Source organism: Streptomyces natalensis ATCC 27448 (genome assembly GCF_000935125.1).
GTDB lineage: Bacteria > Actinomycetota > Actinomycetes > Streptomycetales > Streptomycetaceae > Streptomyces > Streptomyces natalensis.
In genome coordinates, this window is record NZ_JRKI01000061.1 from 902,581 (window position 1) to 928,937 (window position 26,357).

Genomic DNA, 26,357 nt, shown 5'->3' on the forward strand with positions numbered 1-26,357 from the left:
GCCACCGGGCCAGGCTGCAACGAAGTGGTCAGATAGTGCGGCGACGTTCGCGACGTTGGCTGTCGATGTGCCGGCGCCATGCGGCGCGGGCTTCAGCGCCTGCGAGCCCCTGCGTCACCCGGCGCCAGTCCTGCGCGTACTGCGCGGAGGCGTCTGGGAGGAAGGCGGTCCGCGAGTAGACCGGGACCGTTTGGCAATGGCATTGATCGTGGTACTTCTGGAGGTCTTCTGGATCTTCAACAGGCGCCATGCCGCGTCCCGTTCGGCCCCGGATGCCAGCAATCTCGCGAGAGCGGTAGACCGCTCCACGACTGGCCAACATCGCGCACCAGGAGCACGGGTCGCCATCCGTGACGCGCGCCCAGCCGATCACCCGCGGATCCGCGCGGGAAGCATCGCGGAGCAAGTCCCGCCCACCCCGCAGCGCTTCGCGGTCCGCGGCTCCCGCCGAACCGGTGCCGGCGTCGCCCATGACGCTCTCCAGCTCCTCCAGGAAATCCGCGTCATCCAGTCGGCCGCGCTGGTCACCACCGGAAACCCGCTCAATGCCCTGCTGAGCGCGGACCGGGCCCGTGACGACCAGCGACGTTTGGGCCGCCGCATCCTGGCCGGCGGTGTCCTCCTCCGGCCATTCGATCTCCTCGACCTGGACGGCCTCCTCATCGTCTGGCCGCTCCACATGCGGGGCATCGGTGTACTGCGCCCAGTCCTCCCGCAGCTCCCCGAGCGTCACACTGTCGCCGGCACCGTCGCCGGCCAGCGGAGGCAGGGTGTAGCCAGTCTCAAGGGCCCGGTGCAGTCGATAGACCGATGCGGCGGCCTCCCTCGATCGTGTCCGCTCCCGGCGGATCACGGTCAGGATGGAGGCCAGCCACGCGGTAGCCGATGCGGTCAGCGACGTGGGCGAGACTCGCGACCACGCCGCCAGGGCCTGGGCAGAGACTCCCGCGCCGATGCGGGCCTGGACGCGCTGGTGATCCTCAAGGAGCCGCGATACCTCACGCTGCTGCGGCATCGTTGGACGACTCCTCCCCATCAGGCAGGGCCGGCGCTGGAGCCGGCGCACTGGCGCGGGTCAAGGAGTCAGCCAGACGGAGGGCTGGGTCATCGTCTTCTTGCATCTGCGCCCACTGCTCCACGTCCGTGGCAGTCGCCCCGGGAATGCGGGACCACAGCGCGCGGGCCGGAACGTTCAGCATTTGCACGGCCTTACCCAGCGCGTCCACGGTCTGGGACAGCGAGCGAGATTCGGCGTCCTTCCACAGGACTTGGGCCTTGTCATCCTCGCCCACGCCAGCAATCCGCCCGCACAGGCGGAGGGCCAACTCCCAAGATTCGCCGAACACATGCTTGTACTCGTCCACGGCCCGGGTCAGTGCCGCCTCCGCGGCGGCCAACGCCTCCGCGGACAAGTTGATCAGGGAGCCAAGGAGGTAGTGGGGTGGGGTCTGGCTCACGGCGGCCAGCGCGCGGACAGCGGCCTCAATCGCCTCAAGGAACCCCGCCAGCGGGGTTTCATCGAGCTGTTGAAACTTCGTGTCCGGGTCAGGAGCCACCAGGAAACGCGACGCGTCCGCCTGGATAGGCACCACACGCGGCTTGCCTGTGCGGGGGTCGTAGACGATCTCCCCGGTTTCCGGGTCGCGCTCGAACTCCGGCGCCATGCCGCTGATGGTTCGCACCTTGAACGAGCCGAACGACTGGGCCACGAGAAGATCAAAAGTAGTCTGATTTACCCGATCCTGGATCGGCATCATGGGCTCCACCACGCCCGTGACCACGCCCTCCAGGTCAATGTCCGGAGCGAAGCGGATCACGGGACACACACCCAGGTTGTGGGCGCGGAAGCCGGCCACCTGCGGGCCGTTCTTGCCCCCAATCACCAGCTCTGTGACGCCCTCCGCGTCGTACAGCCACGCCCGCTGTTCCTCACCCTCCTGCGGGTGGTCCTCCAACTGGATGGCCCACAGCGGGGTTTCATCAGCGGCAGGGTCCTCGTACGCCGCGTACATCAGCCGGGGCGATACCCCGCGGATGATCGCCCGCGAAGGGTCCGCCAGATCGGGCAGGACCGTGACGAATGCCTGCCCGTAGGCCAACGCCGCCCGGTGTACGGCCATCTGCCGGCCATCCATCCGGTTGGCCTGCCATGCCTCCCACTCCACCGACGTGGCCGCCGGGTCGCCGGCCTGACCGGCGCGGCGGTAGCCCTCAACGGCCAGTGCTTGGGCCGGCGTCTTCACCAGCAAGGGCAGCCAGTTGGACACCGCGCGCTTGGCCAGAAGCTTGTACTCCTCTGACGCATTGCGCGGCATGTACGGGCCGTCGTGATCGCCCTTCAGGTACCGGTGAATACGGTCCAGCCGCTCCCGGTCCGCCATAAGCCCAGCAAGCCCCGTATCCGTCGCCTCAAGCGGGGTGATCTCCGATACGACCAAGTTCACCCCTCCCGGGTGCTAATGAATCCGCCGGGGTCCTGCTGACACCGGAGAAGGCTCTCGCCTTCCTCAAACACACCCGCTTTCGCGCGGCGTACGGCCATCGTGGCCGTATGAGTCAGACCAACAACTGGGTTCCCATCGCCACCGTCATCGGTTCGTCCCTGACGGCCATAACAGCCCTGTGTGCCGCCATGCTGAGCATGAAGACCACACGGAAGGTAGCTGTCACCCAGGCCCGAACCGCCTTCGCTGCGGCTCTGATGGAAAAGGAGCATGCGGCGCTCGTCGCCTTCCTCCAAGTCTGCGAGGACGCCTCAGATCACGCCGGGCGTTTCCTCGCGTCCGACGACGACGACACAGTGGTGACGGCTGAAGAATTCATGAAGTACCACGAAGAAACCAGCAGCAAGATCACGAAGGCGTTCGACACCCTCCAACTCGTGGTGAGCCCAGACGTGGAGGAGTACGTCATCACGACAAAGCAGGCACTTGAGAAGCTGATAGATGGTGTCCTCGCCGACGTCGAGCAGCGCCGGGCAAGTGAAGAGACTTGGCAACCCGCGAAGAAGATCTTCACGCATCTCAGCGCCTACAACGACGCCGCCCGCCGACTACGCTACGAAGCCTGGGCCAACTTCACTGGCGGCATCCACAGCGTCTAGAAGAAGAACACGGCCCCGGAACGTTCGCGGGGCCGTTGCTTTCCGGACTCAAGAAGTCGGTGGCGGGCGAGATCCGCCAGCAGGGTGGCCGCGTAGGCGTCCACCTTCCGGCCGCTCTCCCGGCTCTCCTTGCCGAAGCTGAGACCGAATCGGTTGGGCCGGCGCCGGGCGTTCAAAACGTGCCGGCGCAGAGTGCGGCCAAGCGGAGACGAAGCTCCGCCATGTCGTACCTGGCCGTTCTCGATCGCGGATACCAGGCGCTCATTGGCGGCCGTCAGCTCTTGGAGGCCGCCGCGCATGTCGCGTCCCACCGCGGAGTGGGTGGAAGCTCGGACCAGGAGGCGGTCCCGGTAGTCCTCCGACCATGCGTCGATGGTCGATTCCCACAGGGCCACGTCCGCGAAGAACGCGGACACGGCGTACCGCTCCAAGGCGTTGCGGACCGCTCCGTCCACTTCGTAGCGGTCCACCTCCCAGCCGTCGCCGGCCGGGCCGTCCGGGCGCTCCCAGGCCCCCAGGGGCTGGATCAGCCGGTCCCGTACGCGGACCGCGACGAGACATGTGGCGTCGTCGCTCTTGCCCCCGTCGAATCCAAGTGTGATCTCGTCCCCGGCCTGTAGCGCCTCATCACCCGCGCAGGCGTCCCAGTCCGCCGGGGCTATGAGCTGGTCCTCCGCGGTCACCAGCTGGTTAAGGAACATGCGCTGTGACCGGGCGCGCGGCATCACGCCGCTGTAGATCGTGGAGACGATCCAATCCACGTCCAGCCATGTGGCATCCCCGCGGGCCGCGATGATGCCGGCGCGGAGCTGGTCCGGGTCCGCCAGATCAACCGGCGGGGACTCCACGCTGTCGTAGTAGACGCCAGAGTCCCGGGCTTTGCCTTCGGCTACCTTGCTCCAGGCATGCCAGGTCTGTTCCGCCACGCTGTCCTCACCGGGCAACGGGGCGTTAGTGATCTCCATGGTTCGAGCGCCGCCACCACGGCTCTTGCCGACGTTGCCGGCGATCGTCTGGGCCATCTCGTGGCCCTGGTTCGCGGCTATCCAGTGGTGCGTCTCGTTCAAGATCACGAAGGTGGCGCGGCCACCCTCCAGCGTTCGCGGAGAGGAGGTAACCGCCTCGATCACACCGCCCCGGGCGGAGTAGATGATCTCCTTGCCCAGGTCTACGCCGTGCTCCTCGATCAGCTCCGGGGAGCACATCGGGGAGAACAAGCGCATGGTGTTGCGGGTCTGGTCCCGAGAGACGGCCGCCACCTGGACCCACGGAGCCTGATGTGGCACCGCGTACGGAGTCCCGTCCGGCCGCCAGCCGCCGAAGCGGGAGGGACCGCAGAACTCCACCAGGGCCAAGCTCGCAAGGAACGGGTCCTTACCCCAGCCCTTCAGGCGCCGGATCGTGCCCTGCCGGCGCACGAACACACCAGCCTCGTTGATCTCGAACCAGCGGAGCACAATGCGGACTTGCTCCGGGGTGTACTTCCACGGCTGACCGGCATCAGGACCGTCCGGCTGCAACAGGTAGCGCGAAGTCCATTCCAGGACGTCCCAACCCAACGTGCGGTTCTCCGGCGGCACGCTGTCCGGCCATGTACGTACAGGCTCAAGCGCGACAGCAGTCATTGGCCCACCTCCGAACGTCACCGCTCGTGAGTGGCGGCCGGCATCAACCGTCCGAAGAGCCGGCGGCCTTGCGGTAGGAATCCATAAGCGTCACGCGGGCGGCCTCTCGCGGGTCGTCAGCACCGCTCTCGCGCTCCAACTCCACCCGGGCCCGTCGTCGGGCGCCCTCTGTGGTCAGGAGGTCGGTCATGCCGGATAGCACCGCCTGGAGCAACTGGGCGGAGAACTTGCCGGAGTTGAGGTTCCGACTCATGGCCTCCGCCAGATAAAGGGCAGTGGCCCAATCGCTGGCCTCGTAGAACTGTGCCTGTCCAGACTGGACAAGCGACGCGTACCAGCGACCAGCGATCGGGTGCCACTCCTCGTCCGCCGGCGGAACGTCTGGGGCGACTCCGCCGGGCGCCTTCACCACGTCGGGACCGTCGCCCTTGTTGCGCCGGCGACGCTGGTCACTGCGCTTCGGGACGGGGCCCGGCATGGTGTCACCCCCTACAGCAGATATCCAAGAAGTTTGACCACAGATCGAGGTATGGGGCCGCCCACTGGGATTTCACGCCTTTTCACGCTTAGCGGCTGAGATTCACGAAGTTCACGGCGAAGGCTCTGGCTCCGCGCGCCCATTCCGTATGAGCTGGGGACATGACATACGACAGGCAAGAACCGAAAGGTGAGCGAGCCGATGGCGCTGCTGTTGGGGCGGGACTCCCGCGGGACTCCCGCTCTCCTATGGCTCTTCCCCTTGGAGCGTGGTCCGATGTCGGCCTGCCGAACGAGCGACAACAACGCAGTTATCCACAGCGTCAAGCAGCGATGCCGCCCGCGTGTTCCGATGAAGTCATGGCATCGAGAACTGACAGCACCTCAAGCGCTCCACAGTTCGAACTGCGATGTGGAGGAATGCACTTAACCATCCAACGCATCCCGGTGTGGCTGCTGACTCTGGTGACTACTGCCGCCGGCACTGGTGCCGCCTGGTGGACGAGCCGGTGAACCGATCGGCGCCGCCGCGCGGACCGAGGTCTGACGGCCTTGGAACCCGTACACGATCTGAGCTGCTATACGCTTGCGATCCGGAAGCCAAAGCCAAGGGGGCATACCCCCAGGTCACAGCCCCGCAGGGTGTGAAGCCTCCGGCCGCCGGCGCATGGGTCGCGCCTTCGCCCTGTTCGCCTCATGACCTTCACGCGCGCTCTTACGTGCGTGATGCCATGAGCACAGGGCCTGAAGGTTGATGAGGTTGTGATCATCACCGGCCTTGATGTGGTCCACATCAGTGGCCGGCTCAGTGCACCGCACCCCATCGAGCGAGCGAGCAACGCACTGATATCCGTCTCGCTGTAGCACCAGCGCTCGCAGGGCTGCCCAGTTCGAGGGGAGACGCTGCCGGCGGTTGCTCGTGCCCCACACCATGGCGCCTCCCCTCTCGCGCTGGCTACACCCAGCCCCCTGTCAGGAAGTGGGTCACCAGCCAGGCCAGCCCCAGCAACAGGGCAGTACGCCGCACCTTCACCAGCGGGCCCCGGCCTTTGATGCCAGCCCACTTCCACACGTGCGCGCTGAAGGTGTCACCAGCGCTCTTATTGAGGAGGGCCGGGGTTTCCAGTGCCACAAAGGCAGCGATCCATCCCAGCCAGGCCACGGACCACATAGACAAACTGTCTCCCTATGTCGTCCGTGAGACCGGAACATGTTCCGGTCATGAGCTACCTGGACGGGACTAGCAAGCATTCGGCGGCAGCGTGGGCTGTACGCACAGACAACACCCGCGCGCAATGGCGGCGTTGGCCCACATCAGGGTCTCCTCCAGCTTCATGAAGACCACCGACTTTTCCCGGTCGTCCGGGAGCTGTTCGTTCAGCGCCAGGGCCAACCGCTTGACCTCCGCGCGTACAAGCGCGTGAAGCTCCGCGGTCTGCTCACACCGCGGAGGGTGATGGTCGAACCGCTTACAGATCTCTTCGTATGTCATCACACACCCCCGCCGGCGGGAGAGAGCGGCCCCAACCGGACTTGAACCGGCGTCCTCCCGATCGACAATCGGGCGCTCTCGCCAACCAATAGGTGCCTTCGGCGGGACTCGAACCCGCACCAAAGTAAGTGGGCTTGGATAACGCGCTTCCCTGCCGAGGGCTAAGGTTCCCCAACCCAACGCCTTTTGAGCGCTGGGTCCGGCCCCGGTGCATCCGCAACCGTCCCACCATGCCGCCGTTCCGTTTTACGGCCGCTCTCCCGTTTGAGCTACGAAGGCTAGCTTGCGTCCGCCCGGATTCGAACCGGGGTTGGCTCCTCCACGGAGCTGTTCTAGTCCGCTGAACTACAGACGCTTTAGGCGATTCCGTAGGAGCTACCCACCACGCCAAGGGATCCCATGGGAGCCCAAAGTGTGTCCGCCCGGAATCGAACCGGGGTAATCCCCTCTCGCCAAGGGGAATAGTCCTACCACTGGACGACAGACACTGACCCGGCGGCGACCGGGTCGAACAAGGGCCCCGTCCGGGGGCCAACTCAACCAGGAGATACCTGGGAGGCCACACCGCGGACGGGGCGGGAACGGGTTCACTCTCACGTCCACGTCTACGCGCTGGTGCGTGGAACGCTCCCGCTCACGTCTTAGTTGTCTGGGGACGGTTACAGCCCAACTAGTCGTCTCAGCTTCGCTCGTGAGGGGTGATGCAAAAAAACTGCATCACCGAGATACTTCCTATAGGGATCTCCCAAGAAAGTAGTTCGGTGATGCAGTTTTTTTGCATCACCTCCCACCCACGGTGACGATCCGCGACTGTGGGTCATCCAACGTCTGGGAAAGAGACAGTCGTCTCGGCAGAGGTGCTATCCCTTGGCGTGGGAACGCGTCCTCCTGAGCTGGGTCGGGACATGCACAGGCGCCCCCAGTCGGCATGATCCGGCCGGGGGCGCCTGCGTCTACTGCTGCGTCATGCTGTCGGTCCAAGTTGCTGGACGGTCACGCAGTGACCTCCGCGTCTTCCTCAGTGTCGTCTGTAGGTAGTGGACGCCAGTCCAGAGAAATCCGTTCTTCGACTGGGATGAACTTCTTCGTCTCCGGGTCCCTGCCGGGGCCGACTGATACGCCCTCAAGGAACAGGTCCAGGAACTCCCGCCGCTTGAACACGTCCCACCTGCCCCACGGCGTGTCTGGCCCCAACGGGTCTTCTCCCCCTTCGGACCATTCAGACGGAACCTGTACGGCCTGCGCGGTCTTGGTGTCCAACTCAGCTAGCCGGGCGGTGCAATCATCCTCGTATGCCCGGTACTGCTCCATGGTGGCTCGCCACGTGGCCAACTCGTGGCGCCCCCGGTATAGACCTGCCTTTCGGTCTGCCTGAAGCTCTGCGATTGACTGCCGTACGTGTTCAAGGTGGGCTGCGGTTTCCCGACGCTCTTCCTGGACGCCAGCCAAGTTCCTCTGTGCCGCGAACCGCATTGCGGCAGCGGCTACCCATTCCCGGTCTGCCTCGTCGTCCATGTCGGCGTTCGCGAGACGTGCCCACACGCGTCGTGCAACGTAGTTGTCGGCGTCGTGGCGCTTGATGGAGAGTCCGCCGTGGCCCTTGGGGTTGGCGCACATGTAGTAGTCCTGTCCGCCGTTGTTCTTTGACTGCCCCATTGAGCCCTGACAGATTTCGATGCCGCAGCGGCAGAATCGCCACCCTGAAAGGAGCGTTGGCGTTGTCCCTTCTCCGCCTGGCTGACGGTTGGTCTTGGTCCGCTTCTTCCGTCGCTCCTGAAGCTCAAGCCACTTGGCGCCAGGGATGATCCCGCGATGCGGTGTGACGGGAGCGCCGGACTCATCCCGGGCAATGACGTTGACGTGCGCCTTACCCCGCTTCACGCGCTCGCTGGCGAACCCTCCGATGGCGGGGTGATTGAGAATCCATCGGACAGTTTGCGCTCGCCAGCGGATGGGCGAGTCTTCCGAAGACACCCGACGTGCCTTGATGGAAGCCATGCGCTTCTCCGTGGCCCGACGCTCAGCGTTACCCGGGGCGGGGATCTCTTCGCTGGCGAACGTGCGGGCAATGGCATTGTCGGAGATGCCACCCCAGCTCATCTCGATCATGCGTTCAACGAGTGCTACGTGTTCCGGGTTGTCCTCATCCGGTTCAAGCACCGACACCACGAGATTGCCGATCTTCTCTCGTACCGCGCGCATGCCGTACGGCGCAGAGGAGGAGTGCCGGCCGCCAACGGCCTTGATCTCTTCTTTGGCGCCCTTGAGTCGCTCCGCCTTGATGTCGCTGTCCTGCTTCGCGAGAGCAGCGATGAGCGCGAAGATGGCAACGCCGATGGGGTTGGACGTGTCGAGGAACGGTTCAAGTACGGACACGAACCGCACGCCGTGTTCCTTGAACTCCCGGTCGATGTCCAGCGCATCATGCGCGCCCTTGCGTGTGAGGCGGGATAGCTCATTGACCACCACCACGTCCACTTCGCCGGCGCGCACGGCGTCCATGAGTGATTCAAATCCTGGTCGGACGGCTTTGGGATCCCAACCGGACCGACCGACGTCTTTGAACCTGTGGACTACCTGCCAACCCCGACTGCTGGCCAGCGCCTCCCCGGCAGCAACCTGCGCTTCGGGCGACGCTTCGGAGGCGTCGGGGCGTGCTTTGGATTGCCTTGCGTACACGGCGACGCGAATCGTGTCCCTGTGCTCGCTGCTGGGCAACGTCAACGGCGTCATGCCTCTGACCTGCTCTTTCGCCTAGTCCCGGTCGTGAAGGTTAGTTACTTGTGAAAGGTGATCCAGATGAACCAGCTCCAGACCCCGAAGGCGAGCAGGAACCAGGACACGGGGCGGGAGAGGGTCGCGGGGGTGCGGCCCGTGGCGGAGCCACTTTCGGGCGCAGTGTCATCCGAGGATCGCAGCATGGGATCCAGTATGGGCAGCGGCTCCATCCGGCGGCCGGGTGGGGCACTCTTCCGAGGGGTGGGGGCCAAGGAGGGCCGCGGGCCGGGTACGTTCTGCGACGTGCCGATGACCTTTGCTGACTCCACGGCTGTGACCCCTTCGACCGCCCCCGGCGGCACCGGGCCCCGGCGCCGCCCCGCGCGGACCCTGACCGCGCTGGCCCTCGCCACGGCGCTGGCCTCCGCGCTGCCGGCCGGCGCCGCATTCGCCGTCCCCAAGGGCGACAAGCAACCCAAGGCCCCGGCGCCGCCCGCCAAGATGTCGCAGGTCGGCGGGGAACGGCTGGGCCTGCCGGGCGTCCAGGTGGGGCGGCTGAAGGCCGGTGCGCCCCAGCTGCCCGGCCCCGATGCACTCACCGCCCGTTCCTGGATCATCTCGGATGCCGACTCGGGCCAGGTGCTGGCCGCCAAGAACCCGCACTGGCGGCTCGCACCGGCCAGCACGCTGAAGATGCTGTTCGCCGACACCGTGCTGCCGAAGTTCCCCAAGAACGAGAAGCGCAAGGTCAAGGCGGCCGACCTGGCGGGGATGGGCATCGGCAGCAGCATGGTGGGGATAAAGGAGAACCTCACCTACACGGTCCACGATCTGTGGCTGGGGGTGTTCCTGCGCTCCGGCAACGACGCGGTGCATGCGCTGTCGGCGATGAACGGCGGTACGGAGGCCACCGTCAAGGAGATGCAGAAGCGCGCGAAGGAACTGAACGCCACCGACACCCATGTCGTCACCCCGGACGGCTATGACGCGCCGGGCCAGGTCTCCAGCGCGTACGACCTGAGCCTGTTCGCCCGCGCGGGGCTTCAGAACGCCGACTTCCGCGAGTACTGCTCGACGGCGAGCGCCCAGTTCCCGGGCGACGAGGCGAAGCACGGCAAGCGCAAGACGTTCGGCATCCAGAACACCAACCGGCTGCTGAGCGGTGACTTCGACATCCGGCCCTACCCCGGTATCGAAGGGGTGAAGAACGGCTCCACCACGAACGCCGGGTCGACGTTCACCGGGCTCGCCGAGCGCAACGGCCGCAAGCTGTTGGTCACGGTCATGAACCCGCAGAAGAAGGAGCACAACGAGGGCTACCGGGAGGCCGCCCGGCTCCTGGACTGGGGCTTCGCGGCGGCCGGGAAGGTGGAGCCGGTCGGGCAGCTGGTCGGGCCCCAGAGCGGGGACCGCGCGGCCAAGCGGGGCGCCGACGGCAAGAACGATGCGCAGATGGGCATGCACGGGTCCCCGGACGGCTCGGGCTCGGTCCTGACGGCGGTCGGCATCGGCGGCGGCGCGCTGGCGCTGGTGGGCCTGGGGGCGGCGCTGGTGCTGCGCCGTCGGCGGGCGGGCTCGTGACGTAGCGGGCGCGTAGGGATCAGGTACGGGGGCGGGGCGCGGCGGGAGCCGGCTCCGCCTCCTGCGCTTCCGCCCCGGACCCGGCCGCGGGCGTCGCCGTCCACGCCGCGCAGAACACCAGCAGTTTCGCCGTGAAGTTGATCCACAGCAGCAGCGCGATCGGGGTGCCGAACGCCCCGTACATGCTCCGCGAGGCGACGCCCCGGAGGTAGCCGCTGAGCAGCAGCTTGAGCAGTTCGAAGCCGATGGCGCCGATGAGTCCGGCGATCACGACGGCGCGCCGGGGAGGGTGGACGGCGGGCAGTTTGGTCAGGACGTAGACCAGCAGCACGAAGTCCGCGAGGACGGCGATGCAGAAACCGGCGGCGGAGAGCAGAGCGGCGCCGATGCCGCCCTCCGGAAGGCCGATCGCGTCGGCCGCCTTGCCCACCGCGGCGGTCGCGAAGACCGAGCAGGCGCCGGAGAGCAGGGCCACTCCGCCGAGGCCGAGCAGCAGCGCGGCGTCGCGGAGCTTGCCGACGAAGAAGTTGATGTCCTCGTCCTCCTTCTCCCACACCGCGCTCAGACAGTCGCGCAGCGAGTCGACCCAGCTGATGCCGGTGAGGAGGAGGAGCGCGCCGGCGATCAGGCCGACGGTGGCGGCGTTGTTGACCAGTCCGGCCAGATCGATCTGCCCGGAGATGCCGGGGATCTGTTCGGCGATCTTGGCCTGGAGCTGGTGCAGGCGGCTGTCGCTGAGGAACGCGGCGCCGATCGCGGCGGCGACGGTGAGCAGCGGGAAGAGCGCGATGAAGCTGGTGAAGGTGATGGCGGCGGCGAGCCGGGTCCAGTGCACCCGCAGCATGCGCGTGTAGGCGCCCCACAGGCGGGTGGCGAGCAGCCACCGTACGACCGGGCGCAGCGCCGGGCCGATCACCGGCAGTCGGGTCAGCCAGTCCATGGTGTGGTCGCTCCCCCTCGCTCGCCCCGGTGCCGTCCGCCGGCCGCGTCTCACGGCCGGATACCCCGCCCGTATACCCCGGCCGGTTATCCGGAACCTTAGCTTCCGATGGGGCGGCGGCTAGGACGTCGGCGCCGGGGGCCGCGAGAGATCGGCCTGCCGTGGCACGGCCGTCGTCTGCCGGCCGAACGGATACTCCCGCTCCAGTCGCCACACCGCGTCGTCGCCCTGCTGGTAGAGCCCGAAGCCGCCGACCGTCCAGGTGGCGCGGAAGTCCTTCAGCCCGGTCTGGGCGCGGTCCATGGCCTCGTCGGCGATGCCGTGCGCGACCGTGACATGCGGGTGGTACGGGAAGGCCAGCTCGCGGGCGCAGGGGCCGGAGTCGGCGCGGATGGCGGCCTGGAGCGCCGTGCAGCCGGCCTCGCCCTCGGCGACCTTCACGAAGACGACCGGGGAGAGCGGGCGGAAGGTGTCCGTGCCCTCCAGGCGGAGCGGAAAGGACCGGAAGGCGGCGGCGACCTCGGCCAGATGGGCCTCGACGGCGGGCAGCGCCCCGGCATCGGCCTCCGTCGGGGGCAGGAGGGTGATGTGGGTGGGGATGCCGTGTGCCGCGGGGTCCCCGTAGCCCGCGCGCTTCCCCTGGAGGAAGCTGCCGTAAGGCTCCGGGACCGCGATCGAAACGCCCAGCGTTACGGTCCCCACGGCGTTCTCCCTCCTGAAGTCCAAAAGCGGCAGCTGCACTCACGACAGGTCCACGACCGGCCCGCCGCGGCCGGTCCCCGGGCGGCGCGCTCGCACGCGCCGGCTATCAGTGTGCCGGGTGCGGGCCCGTGGCGCGGTGTGTCCTCGGTCCCGTTACCGGCGGACACATCCGCCGGGCGGTACGGGCGCCCGGTCCCGGGCCGCCCGCGGCTCCGGCGGCTGCCGGATCCGCGGGCCGGGTGCTCAGTGCTTGGCCGGCAGGAATCCGAGCCGGTCATAGGTGGTGGCGAGGGTCTCGGCCGCCACCGCGCGGGCCTTCTCGGCGCCCTTGGCGAGGACGGCGTCCAGTGACTCGGGGTCGTCGAGGTAGGACTGCGTACGGTCCCGGAAGGGTGTGACGAATTCGACCATCACGTCGGCCAGGTCCGTCTTGAGCGCGCCGTACATCTTGCCCTCGTACTTCTGTTCCAGCTCGGCGATGGAGGCGCCGGTGAGCGTGGAGTAGATCGTCAGGAGGTTGGAGACGCCCGGCTTGTTCTCCGCGTCGAAGCGGATGACGGTGTCGGTGTCGGTGACCGCGCTCTTGATCTTCTTCGCGGAGGACTTGGGCTCGTCGAGCAGATTGATCAGGCCCTTGGGGCTGGAGGCCGATTTGCTCATCTTGATCGACGGGTCCTGGAGGTCGTAGATCTTCGCCGTCTCCTTGAGGATGTACGGAGCCGGGATCGTGAAGGTCTCGCCGTAGCGGCCGTTGAAGCGTTCGGCCAGATCGCGGGTCAGCTCGACGTGCTGGCGCTGGTCCTCGCCGACCGGGACCTGGTGGGCCTGGTAGAGCAGGATGTCGGCGACCTGGAGGATCGGGTAGGTGAACAGGCCGACGGAGGTGCGGTCGGTGCCCTGCTTGGCGGACTTGTCCTTGAACTGGGTCATCCGGCCCGCCTCGCCGAAGCCGGTGAGGCAGTTCATCACCCAGGCCAGCTGGGCATGCTCGGGCACATGGCTCTGCACGAACAGCGTGCAGCGCTCCGGGTCGAGGCCGGCGGCCAGCAGCTGGGCGGCGGCGATCCGGGTGTTGGCGCGCAGTTCGGCCGGGTCCTGCGGAACGGTGATCGCATGCAGGTCGACGACCATGTAGAAGGCGTCGTGGGACTCCTGGAGCGCCACCCACTGGCGGACCGCGCCGAGGTAGTTGCCGAGGTGGAAGGAGCCGGCGGTGGGCTGGATGCCGGAGAGCACACGAGGTACGAGAGCCATGCCACCGATTGTCTCAGGTCCGCGACGGGCGGCCGGCGTGTGGTCGGGGTGTGGACGGCGCATGGTCGGGGTGCGGACGGGGCGGACGGGCGAGGGCCGGCCCCGTGGCGGCGGCCGGCCCTCCCCCGGACTCACCCGGCGATCGGCAGTCCCGGCGCCGGGTAGCGGGCCATCAGCTCGGCGACCTCGCCCCGTACCGCCGCCAGCGCCTCCTCGTCGCCCTTCCCGGCGGCCGTCACGCCCCGGTCGATCCACTCCGCGATCTGCGGCATCAGGTCCGTACCCAGCCCGCGGGAGGTGAGCGAGGGCGTGCCGATCCGGATGCCCGACGGGTCGAAGGGCTTGCGCGGGTCGAACGGCACGGTGTTGTAGTTGACGACGATCCCGGCGCGGTCCAGGGCCTTGGCGGCGACCTTGCCCGGTACGTCCTTGTTCGTCAGGTCGATCAGCACCAGGTGGTTGTCCGTACCGCCGGAGACCAGATCGAAGCCGCGCGCCAGCAGCGCCTCGGCGAGCGCCTTGGCGTTGGCGACGACGGCGTGCGCGTAGTCGCGGAAGGACGGCGCGGCGGCCTCGTGCAGCGCGAGCGCGATGGCGGCGGTGGTGTGGTTGTGCGGACCGCCCTGGAGACCGGGGAAGACGGCCTTGTCGATGGCCTTGGCGTGCGTGGCACGCGACATCAGCATGGCGCCGCGCGGCCCGCGCAGGGTCTTGTGGGTGGTCGTGGAGATGACATCGGCGTGCGGCACCGGGGACGGGTGGGCCCCGCCCGCGACCAGCCCGGCGATATGCGCGATATCCGCGACGAGTACGGCGTCGACCTCGCGCGCGATCTCCCCGAACGCCGCGAAATCGATGGTGCGCGGCACGGCCGTCCCACCACAGAAAATGATCTTCGGGCGTTCCTTGCGGGCGAGATCCCGCACCTCGTCGAAGTCGATCCGCGCGGTGTCGTGCCGTACGCCGTACTGCACACCGTTGAACCACGTGCCGGTCGCCGAGACGCCCCAGCCGTGGGTGAGATGGCCGCCCATCGGCAGCGACATGCCCATGACGGTGTCGCCGGGCCGGGCGAACGCGAGATAGGCGGCGAGGTTGGCGGGCGAGCCGGAGTACGGCTGGACGTTGGCGTGCTCGACGCCGAAGACGGCCTTGGCGCGCTCGACGGCCAGCGTCTCGACGAGGTCGATGTTCTGCTGGCCTTCGTAGTAGCGACGGCCCGCGTACCCCTCGCTGTACTTGTTCTGAAGGACCGTTCCGGTGGCTTCCAGAACGGCGGTGGAGACGTAGTTCTCGCTGGGAATCAGCCGCAGCGTATCGGCCTGGAGCCGCTCCTCGGCGCCGACGAGCGCGGCGAGTTCGGGGTCGGCGGCGGCCAGCGCGGGATGCGGAAGGGACTGTGTCATGGCGTTCTCCGGGGCGGTCGATCGGTGGTCCGGTCGTGGTCCCGGGGTGCCCAGGCGGGCGGCACCTCGAAGGTGTGGCTTCGCGCGGCTTCCCCGAGGTTGTCTCCCCGTACGCCAGTCGCCGTGCTGTCTGGGTAGACAGCCTAGCTGGCTCGTCGGCCGGGGGTCCGGGGGTTGTCCCCCGGGAGGACACAGCCTCGTACGCCAGTCGCCGCGCTTGGGGGCCAGCCTGGCCCGCACGTCCGTCGCCGTATGCCTGGCCGACGCAATACCGCCAGGCCAGAGCAACAATGAAGAGGGGTGCGGCAGCCCCGCGCCCCCATGGCCTACCGATCGGAGTCCCCGGTGACGACCACGGAACGCTGCATCGCCGCCGCCGATGCCCACAGCGCCCACAACTACCACCCGCTCCCCGTCGTCGTGGCCACCGCCGAAGGTGCCTGGATGACGGACGTGGAGGGGCGGCGCTATCTGGACCTGCTCGCCGGGTACTCCGCGCTGAACTTCGGACACGGCAACCGCCGCCTCCTCGACGCCGCGAAGAACCAGCTGGAACGCGTCACCCTCACCTCCCGCGCCTTCCACCACGACCGTTTCGCCGACTTCTGTACGCAGCTGGCCGACCTGTGCGGAATGGAAATGGTCCTGCCGATGAACACCGGCGCCGAAGCGGTCGAGACGGCCGTGAAAACGGCCCGTAAATGGGGCTACAAGATCAAGGGCGTCCCCGGCGGCCGGGCGAAGATCATCGTCGCCGGCAACAACTTCCACGGCCGCACGACCACCGTCATCTCCTTCTCCACCGACCCCGAGGCCCGCGCCGACTTCGGCCCCTACACCCCCGGCTTCGAGATCGTCCGGTACGGCGATCTGGCCGCGCTGGAGGCGGCGATCGACGACGACACCGTCGCGGTCCTCCTGGAGCCGATCCAGGGCGAGGCGGGCGTCCTCGTCCCGCCGCCGGGCTATCTGGCGGGCGTACAGGAGCTGACCCGCAGCCGGAACGTCCTGTTCATCGCCGACGAGATCCAGTCCGGCCTGGGCCGCACCGGCCGCACCTTCGCCTGCGAGCACGAGGGCGTGGTGCCCGACATGTACGTCCTGGGCAAGGCGCTGGGCGGCGGCGTGATACCGGTGTCCGCCGTCGTCTCCTCCCGCGCGGTGCTGGGCGTCTTCTCCCCCGGCGAGCACGGCTCCACCTTTGGCGGAAACCCGCTCGCCTGCGCGGTGGCCCTGGAAGTCATCGCGATGCTCCGCACCGGCGAATACCAGTCCCGTGCAACGGAGTTGGGCCGGCATCTGCTCGGCGAGCTGCGGCTGCTGGTGGGCGACGGCGCGGTGGACGCGGTACGCGGCCGGGGGCTGTGGGCGGGCCTGGACATCAACCCCTCGCGCGGCACCGGGCGGGAGATCGCGGAACGGCTGATGGCACGCGGCGTCCTGGTCAAGGACACCCACGGCGCCACGATCCGGATCGCACCGCCGCTGGTGATCAGCAAGGAGGACCTGGACTGGGGGCTGGAGCAGTTGCGGGTGGTGTTGGAGGGATAGACGAGCAATGGGGGCGGGGGTGTTGGAGGGGTAGGCGAGCAATGGGGGCGGGGTGTTGGAGGGGCACGGGGAGCCGTGCATCAGGCCGGTTCTGGCGGCGGGGTGCGGGAGAGGTAGCCAGGGTCGGCAGCCGGGGCGCGGCGGCGGCCCCCCGCGCCGTACAGTCGCCTCGTGATCCTCGGGATGATCTGCGCCCTCGGCTCGGCCGTCTGCTTCGGCACCGCCTCCGTCTTCCAGGCCGTGGCGGCCCGGACCACCACACCCGGCACCGACTCGGGCGTGGACCCCCGGCTGCTCCTGCGGGTGCTGTCGCAATGGCGCTACCTGCTCGGCCTCGCCCTGGACGGTGTGGGCTTCGTACTGGAGCTGGTGGCGCTCCGGGTCCTGCCGATCTACGCGGTGGGGGCGGCCCTGGCGGCCACTCTCGCGGTGACGGCGGTGGTCGCGGCGCCCGTCCTGCACACCCGGCTGCGCCCCGCCGAATGGGGCGCGGTGGGGGTGGTCTGCGGCGGCCTGGCGCTGCTGGCGCTCTCCTCCGGCGCACAGGGGCACCTACGGGGCACCCCCGAACTCCGCATCGGCGTACTGGCCTTCGCCCTCGCCGTCCTCGCCTCCGGCGCGCTGGCCGGCCGCCTCCCGGACCGCGCCCGCGCCGCCACCCTCGGCCTGGGCGCCGGCCTCGGCTTCGGCGTCGTCGAGGTGGCCGTCCGCCTCATCGACGATTTCCCCCTCCCCTCCCTCCTCACCAACCCCGCCTGCTACGCCCTCCTCATCGGCGGCGGCGCCGCCTTCCTCCTGCTGACCTCCGCCTTCCAGCGCGGCTCGGTGACCACCGCCACCGCCGCCATGGTCATCGGCGAAACCATCGGCCCCGCCCTGGTCGGCATCGCCTGGCTCGGCGACCGCACCCGGCCGGGGCTGACCCCGCTGACCGCCCTGGGCTTCGCGCTCGCGGTGGCCGGGGCGCTGGCACTGGCGCGGTTCGGGGAGGCGCCGGCGGAGGCGGGGAGTGAGCCGTCTTCGGCGGGTGAACGGGAGGGGCGGAGCACGAGGTCGGTCGGCGATACTTGAGGGCAGTTCGGCGGTGGTCTGAGCGATGAGGTCTGCCATGAACCCCGAAGTGTCGAGGGAAGAAATTCTGCAATGGCTGTCCACGAACGGATGGAGCCCGGACAGGGATATTGCCGACAAGGCACGTGAATTCATTGACGACGCTGTAGCGGATTCGGTGGCGGAGGGTTTCCCGCTAATCCCTTCGGAAGCAGCAGAGAGGTTCGTTCGCACTTACGGGCTGCTACAGCTCAGACACCCCGGCGCTCCGGATGAGAAGCTCGTCACCAATCCGACCGGCGGCTACGAGGGAGACTTCGAGGAGATCGCCGAGCTTGCGCAGGAAATCGGAAAGAGCCTGTTTCGGGTCGGCTATGACCTGCCGGAAGGAGGCCTCTTCGCCTTGGCCGAAGACGGTTGCTTCTACTACATCCATCACACCGGCGCATCTTATATCGGGGCTGATGAATATGAAGCCTTCGGCAACTGGTTGAGGGGGAATTTTCAAAGCGTCTGAGCACGAGTTGAGATGCGCGGTGCACGGAGGAGGTTCCCATGACGGCCGGTCTGACGCGTAAAGAGATCGATCAGCTCTTGACGGATGCCGGATGGCATCCAGGCCGTGACGTCGGCGACAGGGTTTCAGAACTGGCGGAATTTGTGGTGGCCGACCTGGCGGCGCACGGTTGTCAAGTATCGCTTTTTTCGGAGGCGGAAGCTTTCCTGCGCTCCTATGGATTTCTTGACGTGTCCTTCCCCTACGACGAGGAGCGCACGGACCACTTCAACACCTGCGCGAGATTTTGTAACGACCGGGCGGGAGACATCTCGGAACTTGCCGATGAGCTGCAACGCCCCGTGTTCCCCGTCGGATGGGACAAAGTTGAAGCCGGGCTAGTAGTCATGGATCCAGCTCAGCGAATGTTTTATATTCATCACTCCGGTATCTACTTCGCGGGCGTGGGTATTCATGAAGTAATCACCAGCCTGTCCACCGGGAAGCTTCAGGACGCCGAGGATTATTACCCGCATGCCGAATGAGCCGGACTGGGAGACCGGTGACGGGGTGATCGACATCCGCGATCCGGACGAGATCGACGCCGCCTTCGACCGGGGCGAACGTCATGTGGGCACGGCCGTCATCGGAATGGTGCTGCACGGCGAGGACATCGCCGTGCTCGCGCCCCGGGTGGAACGCGCGATGCGCTCGCCGGACCCCTATGTGCGCCAGCTGGGATGCGTCGCCGCGGGCGACATGGCCCGCCTGTACACCACGCTCAGTCCAGGAATTTATGCCGTGCTGCGCGCGGAAGGGCTCGGCGGTGTGGCCGACTCCGCCATCAGGGACACGCTGACGTTCATCCCCTTCCGGCAATTGCCGTGGTGGATGCGGAGATTGGACCTGTGGCTGTCGGTACGCGATACCGTTGAGGGACGCCTGTTGCGACTCCAGGATTTCACCGAGGAGTCCTGGGGCGCGGTGAAGGGAGTTCTCGGGAGGGCGCGAAGGAGGGACGAATAGCCACCCGGACTGTGGTTGCCGTACACCGAACTCCCAAGTAAATGAAGCATCTTGAGGCATGTGTGAGCTACCGTCACCAGATGTCCGACGCAGCCGATAAGTTCGACACCGCAATGACCGCCTGGCAGGAATGGCAGGAAGCCCCCTGGGGACGTCTGCGCTACACGATCGCCGAGACGAATCTGGTCCGCCATCTCGACGCCGAGGACGGGCCGTTGCGCATCCTCGACCTGGCCGGCGGTGACGGCGGCGATGCCCTGCGCCTCGCAGCTCGCGCGCACCACGTCACCGTCGTCGACTACGCCCCGGCCATGCTCGCCGCCGCGGCCGAGCGGGCCTCGTCGGCCGGCCTGGCAGAGCTGATCACCTGCGTAGAGGCCGATGTGACTGCGCTGCCCGCCGACATCGCCGACGGAGAGTTCGATGTGGTGCTGTGCCACAACCTCCTCCCGTACGTGGACGACGTGCCGGGCACTCTCGCCGCGGCCCTCGCCCCGTTGAAGCGCGGCGGCCTGCTCTCCGTGATGGCGATCAACCGGCACTCGGCCGCCTTGAACATCGCGGTGCGGGAAATGGACCCCGCCACCGCACTGACCGCGCTGGACTCGGACCGGGCCCGGACCCAGACGTTCGATTCCGTGCTGACGCTCCACACGGCCGAGGAGATCACCCCAGTCCTCCTCAGCCTCGGCTGCCAGGACGTGCGCCACTACGGCATCCGCAGCTTCTGCGACTACCTCACCGACGACGCGCGAAAGTACGATCCGGCGTTCTACGCCGACCTCGAAGAACTGGAACTCGCCGCGACCGCGCGTCCGCCCTATATGCACACCGCTCGGCTGTTCCAGCTGACGGCATGGAAACAGGACCGTCCCTGAGACCTGCGCCCTCACACGGGCTTGTGCGCGCTGACCATCCGCGTGGCGTACAGCGGGCCGCCGAACCAGAAGCGGGGTCCGAGGCCGCGGACGGTGACGTCCTCCGCGCCGAGGCGGCGCAGTGTGGCGGCGTAGGCGGACGCGTGCCGGATGTCGGCGAGGAGGAGGCGTCCTCCCGGGGCGAGGACGCGGTACGCCTCGGTGATCGCGCGCTCGCGGGCATCGGCGCCGGGGATGTTGTGCAGGGCAAGGCTCGATACGACGAGGTCGAAATCCGCATCCTCGAAGGGCAACGCACGCAGGTCGCCGGTGGCCAGATCGACGCGGTCGGAGACCCCCTCCGCCTCGGCGTTGGACCGGGTCACCGCCTCGGCGTTGCCCGACTGGTCCTGTGTACGCCAGAGATCGACACCGGTGGCGCGGCCGGTGTCCAGGTGCTTGGCGACATGCAGCAGAACGGCGCCGCGTCCGCAGCCGAGGTCGAGTACGCGCTCCGTTCCGTGGAGCCCCAGTCCCTCCAACTCCTGCGTCCACACACGGAATTTGCCGTAGCGGGTCGCGTACGCATAACTCGCCGCACTGGCAAGGAAGTACAGCGCGAGGAGGGAGAAGAACCAGCCGGTCGGCCAGCCGGAAGCGAACGCGACGACCGCCAGCATCACCGCGGAGAGCCCGGTGCCGGTGATGCCTATCAGCGCGTATGGGGCGTCGAAACCGTACGAGGCGGGATGGTCGTGGGAAGTGGCAGTCATGGCGGCAAAGATATCCAGGGCGCAGGGGGGACGAGAGGGGCTGGCGCGTGCGGCAGGTGTCGGCGACTCCAAAAAGGACTCGGAATTGAGTAACAAGTCGCAATATCTCGACATCGCGAAACTTCATCCACAAACGCTACAGGCGTTGAAAGCGGCAGGGTGGACGACGGACCGCATGATGGATGTTGAACTGCCGCTGGAGACCCTGAAGGAGGCAGGTTTCTCCTTCAATGCACACGCGGAGTCCGTCATCTCCACGCTCTATGGGCTCCGCGTTCACCCGGTGGACACGGAGTCCGGAGAATTCATCAATGACGATCCGCTGATTCTCAAACCCGAGCTGTGCCGCAGACATAGGAGCGCAGCCGAGTTGATCCAAAAGGAACTCGGCGGGAACTACGTTCCTCTGGGGTGGTGGCTCAGCAGTTCCTATGTCTTCATGGAAGACTCAGGGCGTGTCGTGGGGTACCTCGGCGGGCTTGTCTGGCGACTTGGAGAATCGGTAGAAGACGCCTTGAATCTGATGGTGCGTGCTGATCGCCCCCTGGTCTGCGGCTACGTCAGACCTGGGAGAACACCCTGGCCTCGGTAACGGGTAACCCGCTCGAACCGGAGAAACCGATGCCTTGAGGCGATGGAAACGCCTTACGGTCAAGCCGATTTCCCCCAGGGGATCTATGACGAGACGCCAGGAGAAGGCCGGCCTTCGACGACCCTCAGCATGTCTGTCAGGCATTCGTTCTGCCTGACCGCTGCGAAACGCACGTCGTCCGGCGGCGCGGCCTTCGTGCCGTCCGGCATGTCGCGGACGAGCCTGACAACGGTGCGTGCCGTGTCGATCTGATCTGATCTGAGCCATTGGACGCCGGGTGCGGACGACAGTCCTTCGCGCGGGCGCGGGCTCCGGAAGGGCCAGCAGGGTAGCGGTGTGGGCGTGGCGACGGCACGGTGCTTCCCGTGCGGAGGGAAGAGCAGCCAGCCCATCCCTAAGCCTCCGGCAGCACGCTCAGCAGCGCCTCCAGCACGCCCCCGAACGCATGGTCCGGCGGCCTCCCGTAAGCGACGACCAGGGCGTCGCGGGAGACGGCCGTGGCGGACGGGTCGGTGAAGGTGGTCAGGCCGTGGAGGGCAAGGCCCTGCCAGTGGGCGGCCTGGAGGATGGACTGTTCGGTGCCGGGTGGGAGTTCGAGGATGGCGTGCAGGCCGGCGGCGATGCCGGAGATGTGGACGTGGGGGGCGCGTTCGGCCAGGGCGGCCACGAGCTGGTCGCGGCGGCGGCGGTAGCGCAGGCGCATACCGCGGAGGTGGCGGTCGTAGGCGCCGGAGGAGAGGAATTCGGCGAGGGTGAGCTGGTCCAGCATGCCGGACTGCCATTCGCCGGAGCGTTTGATGGCGAGGACGCGGTCGACGAGGCGGTCCGGGAGGACCATCCAGGCCAGTCGCAGGGCCGGGGCGAGGCTTTTGCTGGCGGTGCCCATGTAGACGACGTGGTCGGGGTCCAGGCCCTGGAGGGCGCCGACCGGCTGGCGGTCGTAGCGGAGTTCGCCGTCGTAGTCGTCCTCCAGGACGTAACCCCCGGTGGAGCGCGCCCAGTTGACGGCGGCGGCGCGGCGGTCGGGGTGCAGGGGGACACCGGTGGGGAACTGGTGGGCCGGGGTGAGCAATGCCGCGCGGACGTCGTCGAGGGAGGCCAACTGGCTTGTCTGCGCGCCGTGTTCATCGACGGCGAGGGGGACGGTGCGCAGGCCGGCGCGGGTGATGACGTTGCGGTGGAAGTGGAGGCCGTAGGACTCGACGGCGATCTGGCCGTCGCCTTGGCGCCAGCCTTCGGCGGGGCGCCGGCCTTCGCCGGGGCGGCCCGCGTCCGTCCCTGCGGGATCCGGCCGTCCCGGGTCCGGCCACCCCACCGGCCCCCCGTCCTCCCCCCGTAGCGCACGGCTGAGCAGGCCCAGGCCCTGCATGAAGCCGGAGCAGACGATGATCCGGTCCGGGTCGGCGCGTACGCCGCGGGCGCGGGCCAGGTAGTCGGCGAGGACGGTGCGGAGTTCGGGGCGGCCGTTCGGGGGGCCGTAGCCGAACGCCTCGTTGGGGGCGGCGGTCAGGGCGCGGCGGGCGGCGGCCAGCCAGGCGGTGCGGGGGAAGGAGGAGACGTCGGGGGTGCCGGGGGTGAGGTCGAAGCGGGGCCGGTCGGGCTGCCGGGGCGCCCGGGCCGGGGTGCGGCGGGCCGCGGGGGCGGCGCGCGGCAGGGTCCTCTCGGCGACGCGGGTACCGGAGCCCTGGCGGGCGCTGAGCCAGCCCTCGGCGACCAGCTCGGCGTATGCGTCGGCGACCGTATTGCGGGCGATGCCGAGGTCGGCGGCGAGGGAGCGGGAGGACGGCAGACGGGTCCCGGGGACCAGCCGCCCGCTCCGTACGGCCTCGCGCAGCGCGCGCATCAGGGCGGCCCGCAGCCCGCCGGGGCCGGTGAGGTCCAGGTGCAGGTCACGCCCGAAAGCGGCCCAGGAATCGGCTTCCGGATCGGTGCCTGGGCCCGTCCCCGGGTCGGTGCCTGGGTCGGTGCCTGGGTCGGTGCCTGGGTCGGTGCCTGGGTCGGTGCCTGGGTCGGTGCCTGGGTCGGTGCCTGGGTCGGTGCCTGGGTCGGTGCCTGGGTCGGTGCCTGGGTCGGTGCCTGGGTCGGTGCCTGGGTCGGTGCCTGGGTCGGTGCCTGGGTCGGTGCCTGGGTCGGTGCCTGGGTCGGTGCCTGGGTCGGTGCCTGGGTCGGTGCCTGGGTCGGTGCCTGGGTCGGTGCCTGGGTCGGTGCCTGGGTCGGTGCCTGGGTCGGTGCCTGGGTCGGTGCCTGGGTCGGTGCCTGGGTCGGTGCCTGGGTCGGTGCCTGGGTCGGTGCCTGGGTCGGTGCCTGGGTCGGTGCCTGGGTCGGTGCCTGGGTCGGTGCCTGGGTCGGTGCCTGGGTCGGTGCCTGGGTCGGTGCCTGGGTCGGTGCCTGGGTCGGTGCCTGGGTCGGTGCCTGGGTCGGTGCCTGGGTCGGTGCCTGGGTCGGTGCCTGGGTCGGTGCCTGGGTCGGTGCCTGGGTCGGTGCCTGGGTCGGTGCCTGGGTCGGTGCCTGGGTCGGTGCCTGGGTCGGTGCCTGGGTCGGTGCCTGGGTCGGTGCCTGGGTCGGTGCCTGGGTCGGTGCCTGGGTCGGTGCCTGGGTCGGTGCCTGGGTCGGTGCCTGGGTCGGTGCCTGGGTCGGTGCCTGGGTCGGTGCCTGGGTCGGTGCCTGGGTCGGTGCCTGGGTCGGTGCCTGGGTCGGTGCCTGGGCCCGTCCCCGGGCCGGCCCCCGGGTCAGCGCCTGGACTCGTCCCCGGGCCGGTCCCCGGGTCGGCACAGGAATCGGCTTCCGGGCCCGCCCCCGGGTCGGCTCCCGGATTACTGCCCGGGTCCGCCCCTGGATTGCGCCCTTGATTGGCCCACGAATCACCCATAGAAGTGGACCATACCCCTGCGCCACTGACCCCGTAGCGTCATAGCCATGACGACAGAGGCAGCCAAGAGCGAGACCCGCGGGCACGAACACGGGCACGGACACGAACACGGCCCCCGGATGCTCTGGGCGCAGCATGCGCCCGAGGTGTTCAAGGCGATGATCGCGCTGGACGCGGCGGCGAAGCGGGGGCTGGACCCGGTGCTGGTCGAGCTGGTCAGGATCCGGGCGTCGCAGATCAACCACTGCGCGTTCTGCCTGGACATGCACATCACGGAGGCGCGGAAGGCCGGGGAGAGCGAGGAGCGGATCGCTCTTCTCGCCGCCTGGGAGGAGGCGGCCGGTTTCTACACGGAGAAAGAGCGGGCGGCGCTCGCCCTTACCGAGGCGGTCACCGTCCTCACCGAGGGATTCGTTCCCGACGCGGTCTACGGCCGGGCCGCCGCGCACTTCGACGACGACGAACTCGCCCAGCTGATCGCCACGATCACCACCATCAACGCCTGGAACCGCTTCGCCGTGTCGACGCGCAGGGCACCGGGGCAGGGCTGACCGAGATGACAGAGATGGCAGAGATGGCAGAGATGGCCGACCGCATCCACACCCACGACCGTATCCACACCCACCGTATGAAGTTCTGGGGCCGGCAGCGCGCGTTCTACGAGGCCCAGCTGCGGCTGACGACGGCCGCCAAGAAGGGGCTGGGCGATCCGGTCCTGGGCGAGCTGGTCGTCCTGCGCGCCTCGCAGCTCAACCGGTGTGCGTTCTGCATCGATATGCACGTCACGAACCTGCGCCAGGCGGGCGTGGCACAGCAGCGGATCGATCTGCTGGCGGCCTGGGAGGAGGCGGGCGCGCTCTACTCCGAGCGGGAGCGGGCGGCCCTCGCGCTCACCGAGGCCGTCACCCTGCTCACCGGGGGATTCGTTCCCGACGCGGTCTACGACCGGGCCGCCGCGCACTTCGACGAGCGCGAACTGGCCCACCTCATCGCGGTGATCGTCGCGATCAACAACTGGAACCGGGTCAATGTCACCATCCGCCAGCCTCCGGGGGTGGAGCTGTGACCCCCGCCGAGACCCTGCGCGCACTGCACCACGGCCCCGATCTGCCGCTGGTGCTGCCGGGTCCCTGGGACGCGGGCAGCGCCAGGGTGTTCGCGGATGCGGGCTTTCCGGCGCTCGCCACGCCCAGCGCGGGGGTGGCGGCCTCGCTCGGTTACGAGGACGGGAAGACGCCGGCCGAGGAGATGTTCGCGGCCGTCGCACGGATCGTGCGGGCCGTGGACATCCCCGTATCGGCGGATGTGGAGGCCGGATACGGGCTGTCCGCGAAGGAGTTGGTGGGGCGGCTCGCGGATGCTGGGGCGGTGGGCTGCAACCTGGAGGACAGCGATCATGCGTCCGGCGCGCTGCGGGATCCGCGGGAGCAGGCGGACTGGCTGGCGCGGGTGCGGGCCGAGGCCGGTGACGGGCTGGTGATCAATGCCCGGATCGATACGTTCCTGCGGGGTGCCAGGGGCGAGGGTGCGGTGGAGGACGCGATCCACCGCGGCCGGCTGTACGCCGAGGCGGGCGCGGACTGCGTCTATCCGTTGCTGGCCCCGCCGCCGCGGCTGGCCGATATCGCCGCCGCCGTCGGTGTCCCGGTCAACGCCGTGGTCACCCCGGACGGCCCCTCCCCGCGCGAACTGGGCGCCCTCGGCGCCTCCCGCATCACCTTCGGGCCGGGGCTCCAGCGGCGCGCGACGGCGGCGGTGGCGGAGATGGCGGCGGGGCTGCGCAAGGAGCTGGGGAGGTAGGGAGGTAAGGGCAGGCCGGGGCGCCTACGGGAGAGGCGCCCCGGC

26 protein-coding genes, 3 tRNA genes, 1 pseudogene and 1 riboswitch are annotated in these 26,357 nt (G+C 68.5%); of the genes and pseudogenes, 13 read left to right on the forward strand and 17 right to left on the reverse strand.

What is annotated here, in order from left to right; translation table 11 throughout:
- Nucleotides 1-28 precede the first annotated feature (28 nt).
- Nucleotides 29-1,015: a VG15 protein gene (locus SNA_RS34775; RefSeq protein ID WP_030066745.1), complete on the reverse strand. Its 987-nt coding sequence runs from the start codon at nucleotides 1,013-1,015 to the stop codon at nucleotides 29-31.
- A complete protein-coding gene (locus SNA_RS34780) occupies nucleotides 999-2,444 on the reverse strand; it encodes a phage portal protein (RefSeq protein ID WP_030066744.1) in 1,446 nt (481 codons plus the stop codon). The genes SNA_RS34775 and SNA_RS34780 overlap by 17 nt, the downstream gene beginning before the upstream one ends.
- Nucleotides 2,445-2,551: 107 nt before the next feature.
- Between SNA_RS34780 and SNA_RS34785 the strand changes: the two genes are divergently transcribed.
- Complete coding sequence (locus tag SNA_RS34785; RefSeq protein ID WP_030066743.1) at nucleotides 2,552-3,103, forward strand: hypothetical protein; 552 nt, start codon at nucleotides 2,552-2,554, stop codon at nucleotides 3,101-3,103.
- Here the strand turns inward: SNA_RS34785 and SNA_RS34790 are convergent.
- From SNA_RS34790 to SNA_RS45465, 9 genes and pseudogenes are all read right to left on the reverse strand, one after another.
- On the reverse strand, nucleotides 3,100-4,728 hold the full coding sequence (locus tag SNA_RS34790; protein WP_030066742.1) for a terminase: 1,629 nt from the start codon (nucleotides 4,726-4,728) through the stop codon (nucleotides 3,100-3,102). The two genes, SNA_RS34785 and SNA_RS34790, sit on opposite strands and share 4 nt — an antisense overlap.
- Nucleotides 4,729-4,771: 43 nt before the next feature.
- Entirely contained in the window at nucleotides 4,772-5,206 is a 435-nt protein-coding gene (locus SNA_RS34795) for a phage terminase small subunit (protein WP_030066741.1), read from the reverse strand.
- Between the two features lie 954 nt (nucleotides 5,207-6,160).
- A complete protein-coding gene (locus SNA_RS34805) occupies nucleotides 6,161-6,376 on the reverse strand; it encodes a hypothetical protein (RefSeq protein ID WP_051877328.1) in 216 nt (71 codons plus the stop codon).
- 69 nt (nucleotides 6,377-6,445) lie between these two features.
- Nucleotides 6,446-6,697, reverse strand: coding sequence for an Acb2/Tad1 domain-containing protein (locus SNA_RS34810; RefSeq protein ID WP_044368211.1), 252 nt, complete (start codon nucleotides 6,695-6,697; stop codon nucleotides 6,446-6,448).
- 26 nt (nucleotides 6,698-6,723) lie between these two features.
- A tRNA-Asp gene (locus SNA_RS42985) sits at nucleotides 6,724-6,794 on the reverse strand.
- Nucleotides 6,795-6,981: 187 nt separating this feature from the next.
- Nucleotides 6,982-7,052 (reverse strand) — tRNA-Pro (locus SNA_RS34815).
- Nucleotides 7,053-7,110: 58 nt separating this feature from the next.
- Nucleotides 7,111-7,185 (reverse strand) — tRNA-OTHER (locus SNA_RS42990).
- Nucleotides 7,186-7,690: 505 nt separating this feature from the next.
- Nucleotides 7,691-9,430 carry a recombinase family protein gene (locus tag SNA_RS34820; protein ID WP_030066737.1) on the reverse strand — a complete coding sequence of 580 codons (1,740 nt, stop codon included), beginning with the start codon at nucleotides 9,428-9,430 and terminating at the stop codon, nucleotides 7,691-7,693.
- A 47-nt stretch (nucleotides 9,431-9,477) separates the two neighbouring features.
- Nucleotides 9,478-9,540: pseudogene (locus SNA_RS45465) on the reverse strand (SCO4848 family membrane protein); the annotation flags it as partial.
- 88 nt (nucleotides 9,541-9,628) lie between these two features.
- Here SNA_RS45465 and SNA_RS34825 point away from each other — a divergent pair.
- Nucleotides 9,629-10,996 carry a D-alanyl-D-alanine carboxypeptidase family protein gene (locus SNA_RS34825; protein ID WP_078970423.1) on the forward strand — a complete coding sequence of 456 codons (1,368 nt, stop codon included), beginning with the start codon at nucleotides 9,629-9,631 and terminating at the stop codon, nucleotides 10,994-10,996.
- A 19-nt stretch (nucleotides 10,997-11,015) separates the two neighbouring features.
- Here the strand turns inward: SNA_RS34825 and SNA_RS34830 are convergent, their stop codons facing one another.
- The 4 genes from SNA_RS34830 to SNA_RS34845 form a co-directional block, all read right to left on the reverse strand.
- Nucleotides 11,016-11,936, reverse strand: a complete 921-nt coding sequence (locus SNA_RS34830; protein ID WP_078970398.1) for a YihY/virulence factor BrkB family protein — start codon at nucleotides 11,934-11,936, stop codon at nucleotides 11,016-11,018.
- Nucleotides 11,937-12,056: 120 nt separating this feature from the next.
- Nucleotides 12,057-12,638 carry a 2'-5' RNA ligase family protein gene (locus SNA_RS34835; RefSeq protein WP_044368214.1) on the reverse strand — a complete coding sequence of 194 codons (582 nt, stop codon included), beginning with the start codon at nucleotides 12,636-12,638 and terminating at the stop codon, nucleotides 12,057-12,059.
- Between the two features lie 243 nt (nucleotides 12,639-12,881).
- The gene (gene trpS / locus SNA_RS34840) at nucleotides 12,882-13,892 is read right to left on the reverse strand and encodes a tryptophan--tRNA ligase (RefSeq protein WP_044368219.1); all 1,011 of its coding nucleotides are present in this window, start codon (nucleotides 13,890-13,892) and stop codon (nucleotides 12,882-12,884) included.
- 131 nt (nucleotides 13,893-14,023) lie between these two features.
- Nucleotides 14,024-15,298, reverse strand: a complete 1,275-nt coding sequence (locus SNA_RS34845) for a serine hydroxymethyltransferase (RefSeq protein WP_044368223.1) — start codon at nucleotides 15,296-15,298, stop codon at nucleotides 14,024-14,026.
- Nucleotides 15,299-15,339: 41 nt separating this feature from the next.
- Nucleotides 15,340-15,430: riboswitch (ZMP/ZTP riboswitch) on the reverse strand.
- A 189-nt stretch (nucleotides 15,431-15,619) separates the two neighbouring features.
- Between SNA_RS34845 and rocD the strand changes: the two genes are divergently transcribed.
- The 6 genes from rocD (at nucleotide 15,620) to SNA_RS34875 (ending at nucleotide 20,299) form a co-directional block, all read left to right on the forward strand.
- Nucleotides 15,620-16,849 (forward strand): ornithine--oxo-acid transaminase, encoded by a 1,230-nt coding sequence (rocD, locus tag SNA_RS34850; RefSeq protein ID WP_420823536.1) that lies wholly within the window; start codon nucleotides 15,620-15,622, stop codon nucleotides 16,847-16,849.
- Between the two features lie 183 nt (nucleotides 16,850-17,032).
- Complete coding sequence (locus tag SNA_RS34855; RefSeq protein WP_030070808.1) at nucleotides 17,033-17,920, forward strand: DMT family protein; 888 nt, start codon at nucleotides 17,033-17,035, stop codon at nucleotides 17,918-17,920.
- A gap of 37 nt (nucleotides 17,921-17,957) precedes the next feature.
- A complete protein-coding gene (locus SNA_RS34860) occupies nucleotides 17,958-18,416 on the forward strand; it encodes an SUKH-3 domain-containing protein (protein ID WP_030070806.1) in 459 nt (152 codons plus the stop codon).
- A gap of 38 nt (nucleotides 18,417-18,454) precedes the next feature.
- Nucleotides 18,455-18,940, forward strand: a complete 486-nt coding sequence (locus SNA_RS34865) for an SUKH-3 domain-containing protein (RefSeq protein ID WP_030070804.1) — start codon at nucleotides 18,455-18,457, stop codon at nucleotides 18,938-18,940.
- Nucleotides 18,930-19,421: a hypothetical protein gene (locus tag SNA_RS34870; RefSeq protein WP_030070802.1), complete on the forward strand. Its 492-nt coding sequence runs from the start codon at nucleotides 18,930-18,932 to the stop codon at nucleotides 19,419-19,421. The genes SNA_RS34865 and SNA_RS34870 overlap by 11 nt, the downstream gene beginning before the upstream one ends.
- A gap of 80 nt (nucleotides 19,422-19,501) precedes the next feature.
- Nucleotides 19,502-20,299, forward strand: coding sequence for a methyltransferase domain-containing protein (locus tag SNA_RS34875; RefSeq protein ID WP_030070800.1), 798 nt, complete (start codon nucleotides 19,502-19,504; stop codon nucleotides 20,297-20,299).
- 11 nt (nucleotides 20,300-20,310) lie between these two features.
- Here the strand turns inward: SNA_RS34875 and SNA_RS34880 are convergent, their stop codons facing one another.
- Nucleotides 20,311-21,051, reverse strand: coding sequence for a class I SAM-dependent methyltransferase (locus SNA_RS34880; protein WP_030070797.1), 741 nt, complete (start codon nucleotides 21,049-21,051; stop codon nucleotides 20,311-20,313).
- Here SNA_RS34880 and SNA_RS40840 point away from each other — a divergent pair.
- Together SNA_RS40840 and SNA_RS43000 are read left to right on the forward strand one after the other, a co-directional pair.
- A complete protein-coding gene (locus tag SNA_RS40840; protein ID WP_157880182.1) occupies nucleotides 21,050-21,643 on the forward strand; it encodes an SUKH-3 domain-containing protein in 594 nt (197 codons plus the stop codon). The two genes, SNA_RS34880 and SNA_RS40840, sit on opposite strands and share 2 nt — an antisense overlap.
- Nucleotides 21,644-21,685: 42 nt before the next feature.
- Nucleotides 21,686-21,895 (forward strand): hypothetical protein, encoded by a 210-nt coding sequence (locus tag SNA_RS43000; RefSeq protein ID WP_157880183.1) that lies wholly within the window; start codon nucleotides 21,686-21,688, stop codon nucleotides 21,893-21,895.
- Nucleotides 21,896-22,037: 142 nt separating this feature from the next.
- Here SNA_RS43000 and SNA_RS34885 read toward each other — a convergent pair whose 3' ends face one another.
- On the reverse strand, nucleotides 22,038-23,486 hold the full coding sequence (locus SNA_RS34885) for an aminotransferase-like domain-containing protein (RefSeq protein WP_420823537.1): 1,449 nt from the start codon (nucleotides 23,484-23,486) through the stop codon (nucleotides 22,038-22,040).
- A gap of 1,073 nt (nucleotides 23,487-24,559) precedes the next feature.
- Here SNA_RS34885 and SNA_RS34900 point away from each other — a divergent pair.
- From SNA_RS34900 to SNA_RS34910, 3 genes are all read left to right on the forward strand, one after another.
- The gene (locus tag SNA_RS34900; protein WP_030070794.1) at nucleotides 24,560-25,063 is read left to right on the forward strand and encodes a carboxymuconolactone decarboxylase family protein; all 504 of its coding nucleotides are present in this window, start codon (nucleotides 24,560-24,562) and stop codon (nucleotides 25,061-25,063) included.
- Between the two features lie 77 nt (nucleotides 25,064-25,140).
- Nucleotides 25,141-25,578, forward strand: a complete 438-nt coding sequence (locus SNA_RS34905; RefSeq protein ID WP_030070792.1) for a carboxymuconolactone decarboxylase family protein — start codon at nucleotides 25,141-25,143, stop codon at nucleotides 25,576-25,578.
- A complete protein-coding gene (locus tag SNA_RS34910; protein ID WP_030070790.1) occupies nucleotides 25,575-26,312 on the forward strand; it encodes an isocitrate lyase/PEP mutase family protein in 738 nt (245 codons plus the stop codon). Before SNA_RS34905 ends, SNA_RS34910 begins: the two co-directional genes overlap by 4 nt.
- Nucleotides 26,313-26,357: the final 45 nt, after the last annotated feature.

Bases quoted from the DNA above. Each gene is read 5' to 3' on its own strand.
- SNA_RS34775 (WP_030066745.1), bottom strand. From the start codon at position 1,015: ATGCCGCAGCAGCGTGAGGTATCGCGGCTCCTTGAGGATCACCAGCGC.
- SNA_RS34785 (WP_030066743.1), top strand. From the start codon at position 2,552: ATGAGTCAGACCAACAACTGGGTTCCCATCGCCACCGTCATCGGTTCG.
- SNA_RS34790 (WP_030066742.1), bottom strand. From the start codon at position 4,728: ATGACTGCTGTCGCGCTTGAGCCTGTACGTACATGGCCGGACAGCGTG.
- SNA_RS34795 (WP_030066741.1), bottom strand. From the start codon at position 5,206: ATGCCGGGCCCCGTCCCGAAGCGCAGTGACCAGCGTCGCCGGCGCAAC.
- SNA_RS34805 (WP_051877328.1), bottom strand. From the start codon at position 6,376: ATGTGGTCCGTGGCCTGGCTGGGATGGATCGCTGCCTTTGTGGCACTG.
- SNA_RS34810 (WP_044368211.1), bottom strand. From the start codon at position 6,697: ATGACATACGAAGAGATCTGTAAGCGGTTCGACCATCACCCTCCGCGG.
- SNA_RS34820 (WP_030066737.1), bottom strand. From the start codon at position 9,430: ATGACGCCGTTGACGTTGCCCAGCAGCGAGCACAGGGACACGATTCGC.
- SNA_RS34825 (WP_078970423.1), top strand. From the start codon at position 9,629: ATGGGCAGCGGCTCCATCCGGCGGCCGGGTGGGGCACTCTTCCGAGGG.
- SNA_RS34830 (WP_078970398.1), bottom strand. From the start codon at position 11,936: ATGGACTGGCTGACCCGACTGCCGGTGATCGGCCCGGCGCTGCGCCCG.
- trpS (WP_044368219.1), bottom strand. From the start codon at position 13,892: ATGGCTCTCGTACCTCGTGTGCTCTCCGGCATCCAGCCCACCGCCGGC.
- SNA_RS34845 (WP_044368223.1), bottom strand. From the start codon at position 15,298: ATGACACAGTCCCTTCCGCATCCCGCGCTGGCCGCCGCCGACCCCGAA.
- rocD (WP_420823536.1), top strand. From the start codon at position 15,620: ATGGCCTACCGATCGGAGTCCCCGGTGACGACCACGGAACGCTGCATC.
- SNA_RS34855 (WP_030070808.1), top strand. From the start codon at position 17,033: ATGATCTGCGCCCTCGGCTCGGCCGTCTGCTTCGGCACCGCCTCCGTC.
- SNA_RS34860 (WP_030070806.1), top strand. From the start codon at position 17,958: ATGAACCCCGAAGTGTCGAGGGAAGAAATTCTGCAATGGCTGTCCACG.
- SNA_RS34865 (WP_030070804.1), top strand. From the start codon at position 18,455: ATGACGGCCGGTCTGACGCGTAAAGAGATCGATCAGCTCTTGACGGAT.
- SNA_RS34870 (WP_030070802.1), top strand. From the start codon at position 18,930: ATGCCGAATGAGCCGGACTGGGAGACCGGTGACGGGGTGATCGACATC.
- SNA_RS34875 (WP_030070800.1), top strand. From the start codon at position 19,502: ATGTCCGACGCAGCCGATAAGTTCGACACCGCAATGACCGCCTGGCAG.
- SNA_RS40840 (WP_157880182.1), top strand. From the start codon at position 21,050: ATGGCGGCAAAGATATCCAGGGCGCAGGGGGGACGAGAGGGGCTGGCG.
- SNA_RS34880 (WP_030070797.1), bottom strand. From the start codon at position 21,051: ATGACTGCCACTTCCCACGACCATCCCGCCTCGTACGGTTTCGACGCC.
- SNA_RS43000 (WP_157880183.1), top strand. From the start codon at position 21,686: ATGGAAACGCCTTACGGTCAAGCCGATTTCCCCCAGGGGATCTATGAC.
- SNA_RS34885 (WP_420823537.1), bottom strand. From the start codon at position 23,486: ATGCGCGCGCTGCGCGAGGCCGTACGGAGCGGGCGGCTGGTCCCCGGG.
- SNA_RS34900 (WP_030070794.1), top strand. From the start codon at position 24,560: ATGACGACAGAGGCAGCCAAGAGCGAGACCCGCGGGCACGAACACGGG.
- SNA_RS34905 (WP_030070792.1), top strand. From the start codon at position 25,141: ATGAAGTTCTGGGGCCGGCAGCGCGCGTTCTACGAGGCCCAGCTGCGG.